This window comes from Streptomyces sp. NPDC043861 (assembly GCF_056435905.1).
Genome location: NZ_JBWKDP010000011.1, coordinates 1 through 18,033 on the forward strand (window position 1 = coordinate 1; position 18,033 = coordinate 18,033).

An 18,033-nucleotide genomic window follows, 5' to 3' on the forward strand; every position below is an offset into this window, starting at 1 on the left:
CAGCCGTCCCTCTCGAAGCGCTGGACCAGTTCGGGCGGGAGTGCCTCCAGCACGCCTGCCGCATCGGCCACCGCGGTCGCCCCGCCGGTGTCGGGTGCGGTCGGGCAGGCGAACATCATCAGGCCGGGGAACTCGAGTGTGTAGCTCAGTTCGTGGTGCATGCACATCGGCTGGTTCGCCGGCCAGGCCGTCGAGGAGTACACACCCGGTGCGTACGTCTCGCGCGGCGCGAAGGCCTCCCGTTCCGTCATCAACGCGCCGCCCAGCCGGCCGAGGACCGCACCGGCCGTACCGGCGTCCCGCAGCCCCAGACCACGCACGAGAACCGCACCGTGCTCCGCAACGACCGCACGCAGCGCATCACGGTGCCCGGCCGCCCAGGAGACCGCGTCGTCAACCGCTCCGGCCTGCAGTACCGCAGGCCTGCCCGGTTGTGACTCCACATCAAGTGGAGCCGCCGTCGGTGGGATCGGCATCGTGAAGTCCTTTCGGTCGTGGCTCAGGAGGAAGTCGGCTGTTCGGTTGCGTGCAGTACGGCCTTCGCCACCTCGGCCGGGCGGGTGCGCAGGAAATGGTGGCCGCCGTCGGCGAGCTCGTACAGCTCGACCTCCTCGGCTAGGAGCCGCCATTCGTGATACCGGTCCGGGTAGTCCGCCGTGATCGGGTCGTCGGCGGCGACGACCACCGTGACCGGGGCGGTCAGCTTCACCGCCGGCGCGGCGTCGGCGCGGGCACCAGCGGCGTCGAGCACATCGGCGAAAGCGCGGTGCGCGGACACACAGTCGTGCCGGTAGGCGGCACCCACACGCTCGGCCTGCCGCGCTTCCAGCTCGGCGAGCCCGCTGTAGCCGCTGTCAGTGCTCAGTTCCGCGGCGATCTCGGCATCACTCCGCCCGGTCAGCTCGGCGATGGCGGCGCGACGCTCGACGGCGTCACCCAGCAACTGAGCACCGAGGAACACGCGCTGCACGTCCACCCCGCGCTCCCGCAGCCTCCGCGCCGTCTCCACGGCCAGCGCCGTGCCCGAAGAATGACCCCACAGCATGAGCCCCGAGAGGCCACACCCGGCGATCTCGTCGGCGAGCTGCTCGGCCACCTCTGCCAACGGGGCGAACGGCTCACTTCCCGCGGTCGGGTCGTGACCGGGCAGCTCGACGGCGTGGACCGCGGGTCCGCCGCTGGGCAACGCCCTGGCCAGGGCCTGGAAGTTCACCGCGTTGCCACCGGCGTAGGGGAAACAGACCAGAGCACCGGTGTGCGGACCGTCCGCCTCCGAGAGCGACTGCAGCAGCCCGGAGCCGGGCCGGGACCTGTTGTCGAGCAGGGAGGCGAGGTCGGCGAGGTGCGGGTGACGGGTGATGTCCTTGAGGGACACCGCCCGGTCCAGGGTGATGGCGAGCTTCACCGCGGACAGGGACGTGCCCCCGCGGTCGAAGAAGTGGTCGTGGCGTCCGATCCGGCCCCGGGGGATCCCGAGCACGGCGGCCCACGCGGCCGCCAGGCGCTGTTCGGCCGGTGTCACGGGCGGCTGGTGGCCGTCCTCGGCGGTCGAAGCGGCCTGGAGTTCCTGCGCGAGTGCGGTCAGCGCCTTCTTGTCGATCTTGCTGTTGGCGGTCAGTGGCAGGCTCTGCCGCCAGTGGAAGGCGGAAGGGACCATGTACGGAGGCAGACAGTCGCCCAGCCGGTCCGCGAGAAGGCCGGAGTCGAGGGGCCGGGGGCTGCTGTAGAAGGCCACCAGGTGCTTGACGTGGCCGGCCTGTTCGGCGACCACCACCGCGCCGTCGCGGACCTCGGGCAGGCGCAGCAGGGTGTTCTCGATCTCGCCGATCTCGATCCGGAACCCGCGGATCTTGACCTGGGTGTCCTTCCGGCCGAGGAACTCCAGCTTTCCGTCGGGCAGCCAGCGGCCGTGGTCGCCGCTGCGGTAGAGCCGCGCCCCTTCGTGGTGCGGGTCGGGCACAAAGGCCTGACGGGTGCGCTCGGGGTCGTTGACGTAGCCGCGACCCACGCACACCCCGGAGAACACGATCTCGCCGGGGGCACCCAGCGGCACCGGGGAGAGTTCCTCGTCGACGACATAGACCCGCACGTTGTTCACCGGCCGCCCCAAGGGGACCCGGTCCCCCTCCGGTGCCCGGTCCATGACCTCGTGGTTGGTGTCGTCGGAGGTCTCGGTCAGCCCGTAGGCATTGACCAGCCGGATGTCCGGCTGGACGCCGAACCAGCGCTCCGCGAGTTCTTTCTTCAGCGCCTCCCCGGTCACCGAGACGCACCGCAGGTGCGGCAGCTTCCGCGGGTGCCGCTCCAGATGGGACAGCACCACCTCCAGGTACGACGGCACGACCTGGAGCACCGCCACCTCACCCTGGGCGACCGTGTCCACGAACCGGGGGACGTCCAGGATCACCTCCTGCTCGACCAGCAGGGTCCGCCCGCCCACCAGCAGGCCCGCCACCAGCTGCCACAGCGAGATGTCGAAGCACTGCGGCGCGGTCTGGGCCACCACCTGCCCCTCGCCGATCTCCAGATCGTCGATCTTGGCGAAGAGGTGGTTGAGCAGGCCTGCGTGCTCGCACATCGCACCCTTGGGCTCACCGGTGGAACCGGAGGTGAAGTAGATGTACGCCGCCTGATCCGGACCGATGCCGAGGCCGAGATCCTCCTCGGCCTGCTCCTGACGAAGGGCCTCGTCGACGAACAGCGTGTGTACCCCGGGCAGCGAGCGGAGCGCTTCGTCCAGCGTGCCGGTACTGCCCGGTTCACTCAGTACCAGGGTGCATGCGGCACGCGAGAGCGTGGCCTCGATCCGCCCGGCGGGAAAATGCGGCTCGATGGGCAGGTACACCCCGCCGGCCTTGAAGACCGCCAGCACCGCGGCCAGCCAGTCGAGGTTGCGCTCCATCACCACCGCGACCGCGTCCTCGCGGCCGAGGCCCCCTGCCAGAAGTACCCGGGCCAGCCGGTTCGCCCGTGCGTTCAGCTCCCCGTACGTCCACTGCCGGCCTCCCTGGACCGCCGCGACCGCATCCGGATGCGACCGCACCCGCTCCTCGAACACCTCGTGCGCCCGCAGGTCCGGCAACTCACGGCGGGGCCCGGCCAGCCCCTCCAGCTGGAACCGCAGCTCCCCGGCCGACAACAGGCTCCGCCCCGTGTGCTCACCGTCCGGGTCGTCGGCGATCAGAGCAAGCGCCGACAGGTGGTAGCCCGCAATCCGTGCGGCACATTCCGCGTCGAGGACGTCGGTGCGGTGGTGCAGCCGCAGCACCAGCCGGCCGTCGGCCTCCTCCGAAAAGCCCACTCCCAGTGCCGCGGACCCAGCAGGCCCGCCGGAGCCGTCGGCATCGGAGAACGCATCGAACACCGTGTCGGACACCGGCCCGGACGCCCCCAGCTCCGTCCGGAGGTCGTCGACCGGAAAGTCCTGGTGGGCCAGCAGCTCCGACTCCACCCGGTGGGTCTCGTGCACCAGCGACCGCCACGACCCGTGCCCTGTCGGCACCGGGCACGGCAACGGCGCACGACCCCGACCGCTGACGTAACCCGTCACCACCTCACGTTCGCCCGACATCGCGGCCAGCACCCGGGCATGCGCGGCCAGCACCAACGACCGCAGCGGCACTCCCCACTCCCGCGCCAGCCGGCGCAGCACTCCCGTCACCTCGTCCGGCACCGAGACCGCGTACTCGGTCGAGCCCGGCTCGGGATCGAGCGTCCACCGCGGCAGGGCGGTGGCTCCACCGGCGACAAGCACACCGCGCCAGAACTCCCGGCCGGAATCCATCTGTGGTCCCATCGGTCGCCGCGTCCTCTCAGCCCTGTCGCGTCGCCGCGGGCCGGCAGTGGGCATTGCGCAACTCCGCTGCGGGGTTTCCGCCCCATCGGGCGTGCTGCGGGACTTCTTCGCCCTTCATCAGGAAGGAGTCGGGGGCGAGCTGCGCGCCGTCGCCCATCGTCACGCCGTAGTGGACGTGGGAGCCGACACCGAGCGTGCAGCCGTCGCCGATCGTGCTGCGGTCGGACTTGAACGTGCCGTCCTCCTGCGAGTGGCACTGGATCTTGCTTCCCGCATTGAGCGTGCAGTCGTTCCCGATTGCGGTGAGCGACCGCTCCGTCAGGTAGCAGCCGTCGTCGAAGACCCTGCGGCCGAGCCGGACCCCCAGAAGCCGCCAGATCACGTTCTTGAAGGGGGTGCCGTTCAGGATGGCGAGGTGCCTGTCGGGAACCTTCCAGAGGCGCTCGTGCCACCAGAAGTAGGGCTGGTAGATGGAGCACAGCTGCGGGCGCAGCGCGCTGAACGCCAAGACGCAGCGCTCCACCAGCACCCAGTACAGAAGGGTGAAGACGAGCGTGAACATCAGCGACAGGGCGATCACCAGCTGCCCGACCGTGCCGTACAGATCGACCGCGGCGAGCCCCACCACGGTGACCGCGAAGAAGTGCACCCATCGCAGGAACAGGAAGAGGCCCATCGAGCGGACGTTGTAGCGGTTCTTCGCCGTGAGGCTGCGGTGCATCTCGTCCCCGGTCCGGAGATGGTCGAACCGGGTGTCGCGCTCCACCGACCGGGGAATCTCGAAGCACGGCGAGCCGAGCAGCCCCACGCCCTCGCGCACCTCGCCGTCGAGCGGAACCATCACCTTCGTCGCGAGCAGGCAGTTCTCACCCGTCCTGGCGCCCGAGGGATAGGCGATGTTGTTCCCGAGGAAGTTGTGGGCCCCGATCGATGCCCGGGAGACACGGAAGGAGGTGCTCGAGAAGTCGGCGTTCACAACGGAAAGTCCGTCGGCGACCATCGTTCCGCTGCCGACGGAGGTCAGATACGGCGTCTCGTGCTGCACTTCCGTGCCGAAGTTCGACCCCGTCTGCTCCACCCGCGACAGGTCGTATCCGAGTCCGCGCAAGTAGTGGACGATGTAGGAGCTGTCGCCGAAGAGCCATTTGAAGAACTTGACGTTGGTCATGCGTGCGATGGCGCGCTGCACCGAGTAGTGGAAGCCGTACAGCGGATAGACCTTGTCCGGCTTGACCATCACATTCAGCAGACGCGGAACGGTGAACATCCAGACGATGCCCAGGGCGGTGGAACCGAAGAACAGCACGAAGGAGAGTGCCAGCGCGTCGACGTAGAGGGGCGCCGCTGTGAAGCTCACGGTGCCCGGGGCCAACATCCTGCCGACGGCCGGAACCTCGGTGAGCAGAATGTACGCACCGCCGACCGTCAGCGGTATGTACAGGAAGAACAGTTGGAGCACGGTGACCAGGCCGAAGCCGGCGCGGCGCAGCGTGCCGCATTCCGCAGGCGGGACCCGCACGTAGTCGAGTTCCGTGCGCTGTGCGGGAGAACCGTGCCACCGTTCGCCTTCCGGCACCGTCTCGCCGGTCTGCAGCGCGGATGTGTGGCCGAGCTGGGAACCGTCCCCCATCGAGGTGTCGATGTCGAGGACGGTCTTCTCGCCGATGAACACCTCACGGCCGAGGGTGACCCGGCCGGTCCGGATCCGCCCCGCATCCGCCCGGTAGCAGAGGAAGTACGCCTCCTTGCGGATCACCGTTCCGGCGCCGATCGTGAGCAGGTCGGTACAGACCGGGACGGTCCGGGAGAGGATCGTGACTCCCTTGCCGATGCGTGCGCCGAGGGCGCGCAGATACAGCACATACAGCGGATTGCCGACGAAAAAGATCATCGGGTTGGCGTGGATCAGCACTCTTACGGTCCAGAAGCGCAGATAGGTCAGACCCCAGACCGGGAACTCGCGGGGTTTCCACCGGCCGACGAGGATCCATTTGGCCGCCACGGGAAAGATGCACAGAGCGGCAAAGCCGGCGCCGCCGAAGACCGCCGACCGCAGATAGATGTCGATCGGATCCGAGCCGGCGGCGACCCACTCGTACCCCCGGGCAGCGACGAATCCGGTGAGCACGGAGTAGACGGCGAAGACCAGGAACTGCACCGTCCCGCAGAGGACGTATGCCGGTGTGCCGGCACGTCTCACCGGCTCGGCCGGAGGCGGGACCGAGGACTCCTCCCCCGACCCGGTGGGGGAGGGCGCTGCGTCCGCGAGCGCGGTCGCCAGGCTTCGGATCGTCGGGTAGCGGTAGATGTCCTTGATCGAGGCCGACGGCAGGTCCGCCCGCTTCCTGACCCGGGCACAGAACTGGGCCATGACCAGCGAGTTAGCGCCGAGGTCGTCGAAGAAGTGACTGTCGACCGACACCTGTTCGACGTCCACGACCCCGGCGAGCACCTCGGCAAGGTCCCTCTCCGTGTCCGTCGTCGGGCCGGCGTCCCTGCGCTTGGTGATCGCAGATTCGTCCGGCCCGGGCGTCAAGACCTCGACAGATTTCTCCACCATCCGAGCTCCTTGAGGAAATTTCGGCCACCGTCGGCCACTGTGGCCGGCACCCAGTGCCTCAGTGCCTCCGTCCTCCGGTCACAGCCGGAGCGAGCATCCCGAAGCCACGAGGTCGTGAGCTCTTTTCGGGTTTCACAGAACCACGATGTCCAGTCTCCGCCGCCCATCGTCAGGTTGCCACTTGAACTGATTCGCATGGATGCGACGCGGATTCCTTGCGGCTCAGATGCACTCGGTGCCGAATTTTCCGCCCTGGAGAAGGGCGCCGGCGTTCTGGACGAGGCCCGTCCACGATGCGATGCGGCCCGGTGTCGAATGGGGGGTGCGGTGCGGTGCGCAATCGCGAAACGCCCTGTCCGATCGGGCTGTTTCCGGTGCGGACTTCACGTCCTGCCGGCGGCACGGGCGATTTGCCCCGGCCCCTCGACCAATGGGGTGACACGGCATCCCGTGCAGATCGTGCACCGATCGTCGACCGACTCCCATCGCACAAAGTTTCTTCGGAAAACGTGTTCGTGCGGCGCCCGTCGCGGGCCGGCCCCACCGGAACACGGCGAGCCGTGTGACCGCGCAGAGCAGCAGCTTTCGCCGTCGCATCCCCGGTCCGACACGGGGAATGCCGATTCCCCTACTCCACGAGGGCCAATTAAGGCCCGTAGAGGTGTCCTGCGTCGACGCAGCGTGCACCAAGACATAGGGAGGAAATGGCGAGGGCGGCTGCTTCCCGGCCATCCGCCATGCGGTCAGCAGCGTTTGTCGACCTGGAGCTGGAGTGGAGTGCCATGGCCGAAACCGGCGATGCAGTCATCTGTCCGTTCGATTTCAGTGAGGCCCTGGAGTTCGACCCCTCGCTCACGGCGCTGATGGCCCGTGGTCCCATCACACGGATCCGGCTCCCGTACGGCGAGGCGGACGCCTGGCTGGTCACCGGGTTCGACGGGGTGCGCCAGGTGACCACGGACCACCGCTTCAGCCGGGCCGAGATCATGGGGCACGACTATCCGCGGCTGACACCGGAACCCATCGTCTCCCCGGAGTCGATCAATGTGATGGATCCGCCGCACAGCAGTCGCCTGCGGCGGCTCGCGTCGCATGCCTTCACCAGGCGACATGTGGACCAGATGCGGTTGGCGATCGTAGGGCTCGCCGACGAGCTGCTCGACGACATGGCCGAGCAGGGGCCTCCCGCGGACCTGGTGCACCATCTCTCGAACCGGCTCCCTCAGGACACCATCTGCGAGGTGCTCGGGATCGCCCGGGAGGACCGGCCCCGGATGCAGAAGTACGTGCATCAGCTGCTCGCCACCGGCCCGGACACGCAGCAGACCGAGGCCACGGCCAAGGCGGAGCTGCGTGCGTACTTCGGCGCACTGGTCAGCGAGCGGCGGCGCACCCCCGGAAAGGACCTGATCAGCGCGTTGGCCGCGGCGAAGGACGGCGAGGACGCACTCGACGACCAGGAACTGGCCGTGATGGCGCTGACGCTCATGCTCAGCGGGCATGACACGGGCTCCTGCCAGATCAGCAATGTCGCGTACCTCCTGCTGACCCGCCCCGAGCTCATGGAGCGGGTCAGGACCCGGCCGGACACGCTGGCCGCGGTCCTCGATGAGCTGCTGCGTTTCATCCCGTTCCGCAAGGGGGTCGGCATCCCTCGGGTGGCCCTCGAGGATGTGGAGATCGGCGGAGCCCGGATCAGAGCAGGGGACTTCGTGCACGTGTCCTATCTGACGGCGAACCGCGACCCCGAACGGTTCTCGGACCCCGGCGCCATCGATCCGGACCGGCCCACGACGCCGCACATGACCTTCGGCTGGGGCGGGCATCGGTGCATCGCCGTCCCACTGGCGATGGCAGAACTGGAAGTGGCGATCGGGCGGCTGCTGGAACGGTTCCCGGATCTCCGGCTGGCGGTACCGGCAGAGGACGTGCGCTGGGACACGGAGACCATTCGGCGCTTCCCGACCGAGCTGCCCGTCGCCTGGTAGGGCCCGCCTGCCCGCCTCCCCGCCTGCCCGCACTCACGGGCGCGGCAGGCAGGGAGGCTTCACATTGCCGGGCCGGGACAGGAGGGGCCTTCACATTCCCGGGTGGGACCGGGAGAGCTTCAAAGTTCCTGTGCGCGGACCGGGAGAGCTTCATTTTCCTGGGCGGGGCCGGGGAGAGCCGTCATGCCTGGTGGTGGGCAGCGGGCAGGGCCCTGCTCGGCTGTCAAGTCCCGAAAGCCAGGGGCATGACGTGATCCGCCGGATGAGGCTCCATTGAGGCGTGGGCTCATGCAGAGCAGCCGCGCATCATCCGGGGCGTCCCGGTGGGGTTCGACCTGCGACGCGTGCAGCCCATGGCCGACGGCTTCCTGGATTCACAGGTTGAATCCACAAGGGCTTCCGGCAACCTGATTGTCCTTCCCCGGGAGGAGTGCACACGCATGATTCACTCCGCCGGATATGAAGCGCACAATGGCTACGGGGAGGGCAAACGAGGATAACCATCATTTTCCCGATGCCCTGAGTTTGGGGGAGCACCGTGAGTTCCATACCCCCTTCGTCCGAGCGCCCCACCGGCCCCCCGTCCGGTCCGCTGTCCGGTCGGCCGTCAGGTGAGCAGCCGCTCGACCTGTCGGCGAACCCACCTCCACCGGTGCCTCCGCCACCGACCGGACCCCCGCCTCCACCAGGGCCCCCCGGTCCGCCTTTCCCCCTCGAGGAGCCCGGCGAGCCGGGCCGGGGCCGAGGAGGGCCGTCCTCCTGGCTGCGGGCCCGCAGGACGCTGGTGAGCGCCAGCACAGCGGTGGTCGCGGTGCTGGCAGTGATCCTTTCCTTCACCCTCATGGGCGGGAGCAAGGGCCCGGGCGAAGTCTTCCTCCAGACGGCCTCGGCGGCCGGCCCCGATCCGTTCACCCCCTCGACAGCCATTCAGGCCGAGGCCGCCCATCCCGCGTCCGCCGCTGAGGCACAGGGCGGTGTGGACGGCGGGCGCACTCTTCAGGTCAGCGGCGCTCATCCCGGTCTCTACGGGGGGACGCAAAATATCGCGAGCTGCGACGTGGAGAAGCAGATCGCCTATCTGTCGGCGAACAAGGCCAAGGGCAAGGCCTTCGCCGAGGCGCTGAGCATCCAGCAGGCCGAGATTCCCGTCCACCTGCGGTCCCTGACGCCTGTTCGGCTGGGCTTCGACACCAGGGTCACCAACCACGGGTACAAGAACGGCACGTTCACGCGCTACCAGGCGATCCTGCAGGCCGGCACGGCTGTCCTGATAGACGACCGCGGCGTACCGCATGTGCGCTGCGCCTGCGGCAACCCCCTGGCTCCGCCCATGGCCGTCGAGGGCACACCGAAGTACGCGGGACGAGAGTGGTCGTCCTTCCGCCCCTCGGCCCTTGTCGTGGTCAAACCGGCCGACAAGCCGATGAAGGCCATCACGATGTTCGACCAGGACCGCAAGGTCTGGTTCGAGCGCCCGAGCAGAGACCAGTCGGGCAGGAACGACGAGCAGGTCCCCACCCCGAAGGGCCAGCCCAAGGACGTGGTGTACCCGGTCCTGCCTGCGCCTTCGCGCGGATCAGTGGAGGAGTTCCCGGAGAACACCGGTAAGGAAGACAAGGAAGAGGAGGAGCGGGAGGACGAGGAGAAGCAGAAGGAGAAGGGCAGGCAGGAGGAGCAGAGGGAGCACGACAAGGAGAAGAGCAAGGAGCAGAAGGAGAAGGACAAGCAGCAGGACGAGGAGGAGCAGAAGGAGAAGGACAAGGACAAGGAGAAGGGCAAGCTGAAGGAGGAGAAGGAGAAGGGCAAGCTGAAGGAGGAGAAGGAGGAGAAGGAGGAGAAGGAGGAGAAGGAGGAGAAGGGCAAGCTGAAGGAGGAGAAGGAGGAGAAGGAGGAGAAGGAGGAGAAAGGCAAGCTGAAGGAGGAGAAGGAGGAGAAGAAGGAGCAGGAGAAGGGCAAGCTGAAGGAGGAGCAGGAACAGAAGAAGGAGAACGAGCAGGAGAAGAAAGACAAGCAGGAACAGAAGGAGAAGAAGGAGGAGAAGAAGGAGGAGAAGAAGGAGGAGAAGAAGGAGCAGGAGAAGGGCAAGCTGAAGGAGGAGCAGGAACAGAAGAAGCAGAACGAGCAGGAGAAGAAGGACAAGCCCACGGAACAGGAGCAGCCGAAGGACAAGCCCAAAGAACAGGAGCAGCCGAAGGACAAGCCCAAAGAACAGGAGCAGCCGAAGAAGAAGGAACAACCCAACGAGCCGCCGCCGCAGGAGCAGCAGCAGGAACAGCAGCAGGAGCAGCCGCAGGAACAGGAGCAGCAGCAGGTTCCGGACCAGCCGCTTCCGCAGTCACCGGCACAGCCGCAGGAACAGCAGGAGCCCCAAGAGCCCCAAGAGCCGGTCGAGCCCCAAGAGCAGCAGTAGGTTCCGGATCAGCCGATTCGTAGTCACCGGCGCAGCCTCAGAGCCTGCAACAAACCGCCGGGCTTAAGGCACATCCCGTGCAGCGGAACGTGCACGGACGGCGAAGTCGCGTCACGGCTTGCCGCTGTGGGGAAGGTGCGCCACGACGCGAAAAGCACACCCGACCCGGGGTGCGAGACGCCGTCGACCTCACGCTCACCGACGCCGACGGCCGTGAACTCGATCTGGGCACCCGCATGAATGCGAACCCGGAGGAGAGCGCAGGCGCTTGCTGCACACAGGCCGAGAACATCAGCGACGAGGCCCGCTCGCATCGGAATGTCCTGGGGGCCGTGCTTACTGCTGTCGGCCTGGTCAACTACCCCACGGAGTGGTGGCACTGGTCCTATGGCGACCGCTACTGGGCACTCATGACAGGAGCCGCTGTCGCCCACTACGGACCCGAGGAGTTCGTCTGATCACGCGCTCTGCCCAGCGCGTGTCCAGCCCGCGGCCGCACATGGGCGCCGATCGGGCAACCGCGATCTGTCTGAAAACGCGACCCGTGGTCGACCGGTCCGGGAATCGGAGCGTGGGTGGCCGACTCGGTGAGCGCGGGCGGGAACTGAGTTGCTCATGTGGACGGAGACGTCCGGTCCGATACGCCCGAGGAGCAGCATCCCGGGGGCCACCGATCAACGGACGACCGACCGCGCCAACGCTCCTGTCCACGTACGGGCCAGCCGCTCTGACCGGATCGCCCATTCCAGCAACGGCTGGAGCGGTGGAACCGGGCTCTGCGGCTCCGGCACCTCGTGGGTGTCCGTGCCCCTGGAGGCCTGATCGTACGCCGCCAGTGCGCTCCAACGGCAAAGAGCCGGACCCGGTGGTACTGGGTCCAGCTCTCGTTGTCGGGCACTTCGGGGTCTGGCGGAGCATGCATGGCGATCCTGGAGTCGCGGATCGACTGTCTCCCCCCCCGCCCGGCCCGGTCGGATTCGGGTGGTCGGGCGTCACAGCCCCAGGGAGATGGCCAGTCGGGTGAGTTCGGCCGTGCTGTTGATGTTGAGCTTGGCCCGGATGCGGCGGAGATAGGCGTCGACCGTGTGCTTGGAGAGCCCCATGTGGCGGGCCGTCTGCAGGTACGTGCGCCCTGCGGCGATATGCCGCAGTGTCTCCCGCTCACGCGGAGCCAGCGTAGGCGTGGGGGCTTCGACGTGCGGGGTGGCGAGTGTGAGGCTCATGGGATCTCCTCCGACAGATCGGCTTGATCATCACTGCTCACACCCTCGGAAGCAGGGGGCATATGCCCGATTCCTTCTGTTTGTCCCTCTTTCGAAAAGCTTGCTCGGCGGACTTCATGGCGGTGTCCCTCGACTGTCACAGGCGTGTCACGGGGCCCTTTCGTGACCCCGGCCTGGCGGTGATCACTGAGGGGAGTTGTACGGCTACAGGGACGAGGTGGCCCGGGAGAAAAGGCCCGGAGTCCCGGGGAAAGTCCCGGAGTCCCGGCGGCCATCGTCTGTGCATGGGCCTCCCGACCGCCCGACCCGGGCGAACGCGTCCTGCTCTCGACCGTGACGCCGCTTTGCAGGGCCGCGGGATGGGCGAGTTCCGGCGGGCCTCGGAGTGACTCTGGAGAAGCGCCCCTGGTACGGGGCCACGTCTGCGGCCAGTGGACGAACCAGGTCGGCGGAGTCCAAGGGGTGGGTCGACGCGATCAGTGATCGTGACAGCTCACGGCGACGAGGTCACCGTGGGTTCAGGTCGCACACCCACTGTCGACGGCATGCCCTTGACCAGGGCCGGGCTCGGCGCCGCGGCGCAAGCGGCGGCCACTCTCGTACAGACCGACACCACGCCGTCGAGCTGAGAGGTTCCCGGGGGCCGCTCATGTCGTGAGCACCCTGCGCAAGCGCATCGACACCCTTGGTACTCCCGACGGCGGCCGCCTGTTCTTCGGCAAGAGCGGGGGAGCGGACTCCTCCTCGATGTACTGCCCGGGGTGACAGGTGAGCCCGGGCGCCGGCCAGCCTGATCGCCAGTGGATCGAGGTCGGCTGCCGTCGAGCCCTGAGAGCGGTAGCGGTACGTCGTTGCCCCGGCCCAGGGGGCAGACCGGCCGCGACCGGGCAGGTCCGCCCTCCATCGACGGACCTGACCAGCGGCCACGATGCCTCAGTCGCGTGCGCCCACGGTCGCTCCGGCGTATTTGACATTGATCCGGTAGAGCAAGCGGCTGGCCTCGAAGTCCGGTGTCGCACTGACGTCGGTGCCTCGGTGCAGGGTGCTCATGTTGTCCCAGATCACCAGGTCCCCAGGCTCGTACTGATGGGTGTACCCGGGCAGTTCGTTCAGCATGAACTCCTCGAGCCGGTCCAGCACAAGGTCCGACTGTTCGGCGGGCATCCCGGCGATGGCCATGGCGCTTCCCGACGGAGCGAACAGGCCGCGGACCCCGGTCGCCGGATGACGTTCGAACAACTGATGCCGGGCACCGTCCAATCGGTCCTGTTGCTCCGGCGAGAGGTCCTGGCTGGCCGCGGTGTTGTCCCGCAGAGCGTGCCGGTTCCCGAACCGGTGCACCACCTCCACGCCGAGCGCGTCGTCCGCCGAGTCGCAGCCGAGCAGGCCCGGACGGGCCGCGAGGAGTTCCCAGGCCGAAGCCAGGTCGATGAAGGCGGTGCCCCCGGAGCGCTCCGCGGCCCGGATTGCGTAGAGCGACGTGGCTATGCCGAGATCCTGCAGGTAGGACATGTCGGCGTGCCAATAGGCGCCGCCGTCGAGCACCCCGAAGGGGGTACCGTCCGCCGGTACGAAATCCGAGATCTTCAGGATCGAAGGGAACCCGCTCACGGTCAGGTTCTGCAGCACATGTGGGATCGGCTCGCCGAAGAAGCTCATGAACTCCTGGTAGCGCTTCGGCGTCAGGTTCTGACGACGCAGTACGAGAACGCGATGCCGGTACAGGAGTTCCCTGAGCTGTTCGGCCTCGTCTCGGGTGGCCGATGCGGCGTCGAAGTCGGTGACCTCTCCGACGAACTCATTGACACCCAGTGGTCTTGCTTTCATTCGCCCCGCTCTCGACGGGAGGCTCGGACCAGCATTTCGTCAGCCTCTGCATTGGTGAACACGTCAACTTTCGCCCGGTCTCAGGCGCTCGCCCTCGCCCGCCACTGCCGCAGCCTGTGGCTCGCCTCCACCACCTGTTCCATGGGAACCGCGAACGAGAACCGCAGCCATGACGGCTGGGACCCGGTGAAGAACGAATCCAGCGGCAGAGCGGCCACGCGGGCGGCCTGCACGAGATCCACCGCTGGATCGTTGCTCCGTACCGTGTCGGCGGGCGGACGGGCCATGACGAAGTGACCGCCGTCCGGTACCAGCGCGGAGAAGCCGCTCTCGGTGAGGGCGGTCACCAGTAGATCCCGCTTGCTCCGATAGGAGTCGGCCGTTTGTGCCGTACGAGGGCCGTTGACCTCCGCCATGAGCCGTACCGCCGCCCGCTGAAGGAGATCGGGCGCGCAGTTGGACAGGTGCATGTGGGCGGTCTCGGCATGTCGCGCGAGCCGGTCCGGTGCCAGGAGCCACCCCAGCCGCAGTCCACTGGCCGCGTACGACTTCGACATCCCACCCGCGATCGCGGCGCGTCCCGTCTCCAGGAGCGCCGCGTACGGAATGGACGGCCCCGTGTACCGGAAGTCCCGGTAGGCGTCGTCCACCACCACGTGGCAGCCGTACCGGTCGACGAGACCGAGCACTTCGGACCATGCGTCGCGGTCCACGACGAGGCCGGTCGGATTGTGCGGCGAGTTGAGCACGAGGACGCCCCGGGGGCCCAGAGGCGCCAGCACGGCGGCCAGCCGCTCGGTGTCCAGACGCGGTGCATGGGTGGAGAGGTCGACCGGAACACTGCAGGCTTCCAGGCCCGCGATTCTCGCCAGCCCCGGATAGTACGAGTAGAAGGGCTCGAGCCACACCGCCGTGTCACAGCCCATGCCCGCGAAGCCGAGCAGGAGGGACGCCAGCGACTCCGTACAACCCGAGGTGACCACCGGGCCCGGCACCCCGTGGCCGTACAGCGATCCGATCGCCTCGCGCAAGGCCGGTGTGCCCCGCGTCGGTGTGTACTGGAAATGGGCGTGGGGAAGCTCGGCAGCGACGGCGCGGCGCCATTCCGGATCGTAGACGGGCTCCGGGATGCCCTGGGAGAGATTGACCGCCGTCAATTCGCCGGCCAGCGCGGTCATCCGCTGGTAGACATCCACGACATGGGCATCGTGCTCGGTGGACACACTCACCGTCTTCGTCCGCTCCTCTATTCTGAGCGTCAGGGCAGGCCCTGGCGGGTTCGCGCCGGGCCTGCCGTGGGACGCCAGGGGTCATGCAGTGGCGATGCGGTTGAGTCCGTTCCAGAAGGTGGTGAGCGCTTCGAGCACCTGGGAGGCGCCCTGGATGAGCTCCTCTCGCGCCGACTCGTCCTTCGCCGCGGCCAGCAGCGCGTCATGGACCCAGTCCACGTGGTTGGCCTCGATGAGGATGTGCAGGTAGAAGTAGTTGAAGTCCTCGTGCTCCCAGCCGTCGTAGAGACGGAAGCCCTCGTAGAGGTTCACGATCATCGGGAACCCGAACTCTTCGATCACGTAGTGCGCGCCGACCGAGTAGTTCGGCGACTCCTCGAGGAACAGCCGCCGCAGATTGGCGACAAGCTGCTCGGCCTCCGGCGCGTGCTGCACCGTGCGGTAGTCGTCCAGCTCGACGCCGACGCCCTTGAGCGCCTTCTCGAACATGACGTAGTGCGCGTCACCACGCCCGTCACCGAGCTCGGAGACGACGGTACGGGCGCTCTTGAGCCGGATGAACTCGTCGTCCACACGGGCGGCCAGGCCGGCCAGGATCTGCGGGAAGGTACGGATGTAGTAGTAGTACTGCTGGAAGACCTCCTTGAGGACTTCCTTGGGCAGCGGCTCCTTGCGCAGCGTCTGGTAGAACGAGTTCTCGTTGATTCCGGAGTCCTCGATCATCTGCTTGATACGTGCGATGACCTCGTTACCGGCGTCGACCTCGTGACCCATTGTCTCTAATCCTTTTCATGACGGAGTGCGTCGCACGGGAAGCCGAACGACGGCGGCTTGCCTGCGGAGAAAGGCGCTGAGCGCAGAGACCAGCACCGAACAGGTCGCTGGTATCACCGGCCGGTGGCTCGAACCCGCAACGTCGGCCGGACGCATTCATCATCATCGAGCCAAGGTCGGCCCCGCCAGCTCCGCGAGCCCTCGGAACTGGCACTGGCAGAAGGACGACAGGTGGGCAGAGTCGGGCACTTCGCCACAAAGATGCAGAAGTGCACCACAGTGGCTGTCGCGCTGCGACCGGATTCACCGGACCGGGCGGTGACCGGGATCGCCGCTCGGAGTCGGCCGGGTCGATGGGCCGGGCCCGGAGGTTGGGAGGGGCGCCACGTTCGGCGAGGCCACGCGTCCACTGCGGGACCATATCGACCCCGTCCGGGCCGGCGCGTTCAGGGACATGAAGAACGCACATCCGGGGACCCCCGCGCCTCGCGCGGGTTCGTGCAGGTGCTCGTCGCACGCCGTGCCGGCGCCGTCCGTCCGGCATGCGGGTACAGACGGCGCAGGTGCTGTGCGGGTGCCGGCGGTCTCCGTGCGGATCAGGTCGCGGCAGGGCGGACGGGCCGCGGGGCAACTCGTCCCTGTGCGCCGTGGGTTCGGCCGGTAGGTCGCTGCGGCGGCTGAGAACCGCTTCTCTCGTGGCGCGGCCGCTCGGAAGGTGCCGCTCGATCGCTGATCAGCAGGTCAAGGTCCGGAAGCTCGCTCATGGCCATCCCGAATCCCGGGGTCATCGACCGATGAAGAATCATCGAACCGCTGGCACACCCGGCTGGTGTCGTCGCCGACCGCTGAGATGTTCCGCAGATTTCCAAGCCTTTTGCAGGGATCGGTCACCACTGCGATCCACGCCATTATGCAATCTCTTCGCTTCCCACGGCATTTATGGGCCTGCTAGGGTTCCCGTATGAAGCCACGGGTCTTTCTTTTCGATCTCGGCGGTGTTGTCTGCCGCTTCCGTCGCGAGCACAGAATGAGAATTCTTGGTGAGGCCTGCGGATTGACGCCGGAGCAGGTGGACGAAGAGCTCTACGCGTCGGGTCTGATTTCTTCCTGGGACAGCGGTATGAATTCCTCGGAGGGGGTGGAGCGGGAAATACGAGGACGGCTCGGTTTCTCCGGTACGTCCCGGGAACTCCGTGAGATCTGGTGCCTGGCATTCGAGCCCGATCCGGACGTCCTTGCCTCGGTCGACCTCGTGCGCCCGTATCGCACCGCCCTGTTCACGGACAACGACCCGCTGCTGCTCGACGCGTTCCCCGAGCACCTGCCCGAAGTGAATGACCGCTTCGACTCGCTCCTGTTCTCCTGCGGCCTCGGAGCGGTCAAGCCGGCTCCCGAGGCGTTCGCCGGAGTCCTGGACCTGCTCGGGGCCACTGCCGGCGAGACGTTCTTCGTGGACGACCGTGAGCGGAACGTGCTGGCTGCCCGTGCACTCGGGATCACGGCCGTGCTCTTCGACGGGAGCGCTGCGCTCCGCCGGGAGATCACGGAACTACTGGCCGACTGAGGCGCCGCCGGGGCCCTCCAGTGTCCGCAGGGCCCCGGCCAGCACCTGCGGGGCGGGCTCGGTACCGTCGAGCACCACGGCGCCGGAGTCCCGCATGACCTCCTCGTACCGCTCACAGAGCCCGGCGATCTTGGCGCGCAGCCGAGCGGGCGTGTAGACGTCGACCCATCGGTCGTGCCGGGCGACGAGCCTTTCGTAGGCAACCTCGGGGTCCACGCGGAGCCAGAACAGCACATCGGCGTCAGGGAGCATCGCCTCGATGTCGTCGAGCCAGTTCCGGTGCTCGTGAATCTCCCCGCAGTACACCTGCCACGTGTGCCGCCACCGGTCGAAGAGGACGACGTCCGCCCCCTCGAACCGCGGCTGCTCGTAGCGGAATTGGACCGCGCTTTCGAGCATGTATGCGGCGTGCCGGAAACCGGCCGGGACGACTTCCTGGTAAAGCGTTTCCGGGCGACCGCCCTCTGCAATTCTCCGGAATGCGTTCGACATGGCCCTCGCAGGCCTTGCGCGAATTACCTTCCCAGTTTCCGAAAGGGATTCCGCCAGGCCGTCGAGCAAGGTTGACTTACCGCTTCCGTCAACCCCCTCGACGGCCACGATGCGGTAAGCGACTTCTGCCCGCTTGTTTTCCTGTGCAGAATTCATGCTAGTTTCCTTGC

At 67.5% G+C, this 18,033-nt stretch carries 11 protein-coding genes and 1 pseudogene; 4 read left to right on the forward strand and 8 right to left on the reverse strand.

The annotated features are described in order from the left end of the window. The 3 genes from AC068D_RS23865 to AC068D_RS23875 form a co-directional block, all read right to left on the reverse strand. Positions 1 to 476, reverse strand: a 476-nt coding sequence (locus tag AC068D_RS23865; RefSeq protein WP_478825076.1) for a TauD/TfdA family dioxygenase, incomplete at its 3' end; no start/stop codon positions are given. 23 nt (positions 477 to 499) lie between these two features. Continuing rightward, complete coding sequence (locus AC068D_RS23870; protein ID WP_478825077.1) at positions 500 to 3,796, reverse strand: non-ribosomal peptide synthetase; 3,297 nt, start codon at positions 3,794 to 3,796, stop codon at positions 500 to 502. 16 nt (positions 3,797 to 3,812) lie between these two features. Further along, complete coding sequence (locus AC068D_RS23875; protein WP_478825078.1) at positions 3,813 to 6,356, reverse strand: Pls/PosA family non-ribosomal peptide synthetase; 2,544 nt, start codon at positions 6,354 to 6,356, stop codon at positions 3,813 to 3,815. Between the two features lie 782 nt (positions 6,357 to 7,138). On the opposite strand from AC068D_RS23875, the gene AC068D_RS23880 reads away from it, so the two are divergent. The 3 genes and pseudogenes from AC068D_RS23880 to AC068D_RS23890 all read left to right on the forward strand — a co-directional run. Beyond that, positions 7,139 to 8,344 carry a cytochrome P450 gene (locus AC068D_RS23880; RefSeq protein ID WP_478825311.1) on the forward strand — a complete coding sequence of 402 codons (1,206 nt, stop codon included), beginning with the start codon at positions 7,139 to 7,141 and terminating at the stop codon, positions 8,342 to 8,344. Positions 8,345 to 9,128: 784 nt separating this feature from the next. Next, positions 9,129 to 10,754: a DUF6777 domain-containing protein gene (locus AC068D_RS23885; RefSeq protein ID WP_478825079.1), complete on the forward strand. Its 1,626-nt coding sequence runs from the start codon at positions 9,129 to 9,131 to the stop codon at positions 10,752 to 10,754. A gap of 179 nt (positions 10,755 to 10,933) precedes the next feature. Beyond that, positions 10,934 to 11,212, forward strand: a pseudogene (locus AC068D_RS23890) (M15 family metallopeptidase); the annotation flags it as partial. 534 nt (positions 11,213 to 11,746) lie between these two features. On the opposite strand, the gene AC068D_RS23895 reads toward AC068D_RS23890, so the two are convergent. The 4 genes from AC068D_RS23895 to AC068D_RS23910 form a co-directional block, all read right to left on the reverse strand. After that, positions 11,747 to 11,977 (reverse strand): response regulator transcription factor, encoded by a 231-nt coding sequence (locus AC068D_RS23895; RefSeq protein WP_478825080.1) that lies wholly within the window; start codon positions 11,975 to 11,977, stop codon positions 11,747 to 11,749. Positions 11,978 to 12,910: 933 nt separating this feature from the next. Further along, on the reverse strand, positions 12,911 to 13,804 hold the full coding sequence (locus AC068D_RS23900) for a TauD/TfdA dioxygenase family protein (protein ID WP_478825081.1): 894 nt from the start codon (positions 13,802 to 13,804) through the stop codon (positions 12,911 to 12,913). A gap of 80 nt (positions 13,805 to 13,884) precedes the next feature. Next, complete coding sequence (locus AC068D_RS23905; protein WP_478825082.1) at positions 13,885 to 15,033, reverse strand: pyridoxal phosphate-dependent aminotransferase; 1,149 nt, start codon at positions 15,031 to 15,033, stop codon at positions 13,885 to 13,887. 81 nt (positions 15,034 to 15,114) lie between these two features. Then, positions 15,115 to 15,807, reverse strand: a complete 693-nt coding sequence (locus AC068D_RS23910) for a TenA family transcriptional regulator (RefSeq protein ID WP_478825083.1) — start codon at positions 15,805 to 15,807, stop codon at positions 15,115 to 15,117. A gap of 961 nt (positions 15,808 to 16,768) precedes the next feature. On the opposite strand from AC068D_RS23910, the gene AC068D_RS23915 reads away from it, so the two are divergent. Further along, a complete protein-coding gene (locus AC068D_RS23915; protein WP_478825084.1) occupies positions 16,769 to 17,371 on the forward strand; it encodes an HAD family hydrolase in 603 nt (200 codons plus the stop codon). Here the strand turns inward: AC068D_RS23915 and AC068D_RS23920 are convergent. Further along, positions 17,357 to 18,019: a nucleoside/nucleotide kinase family protein gene (locus tag AC068D_RS23920; RefSeq protein WP_478825085.1), complete on the reverse strand. Its 663-nt coding sequence runs from the start codon at positions 18,017 to 18,019 to the stop codon at positions 17,357 to 17,359. The genes AC068D_RS23915 and AC068D_RS23920 overlap by 15 nt on opposite strands. Between the last annotated feature and the right edge of the window lie 14 nt (positions 18,020 to 18,033).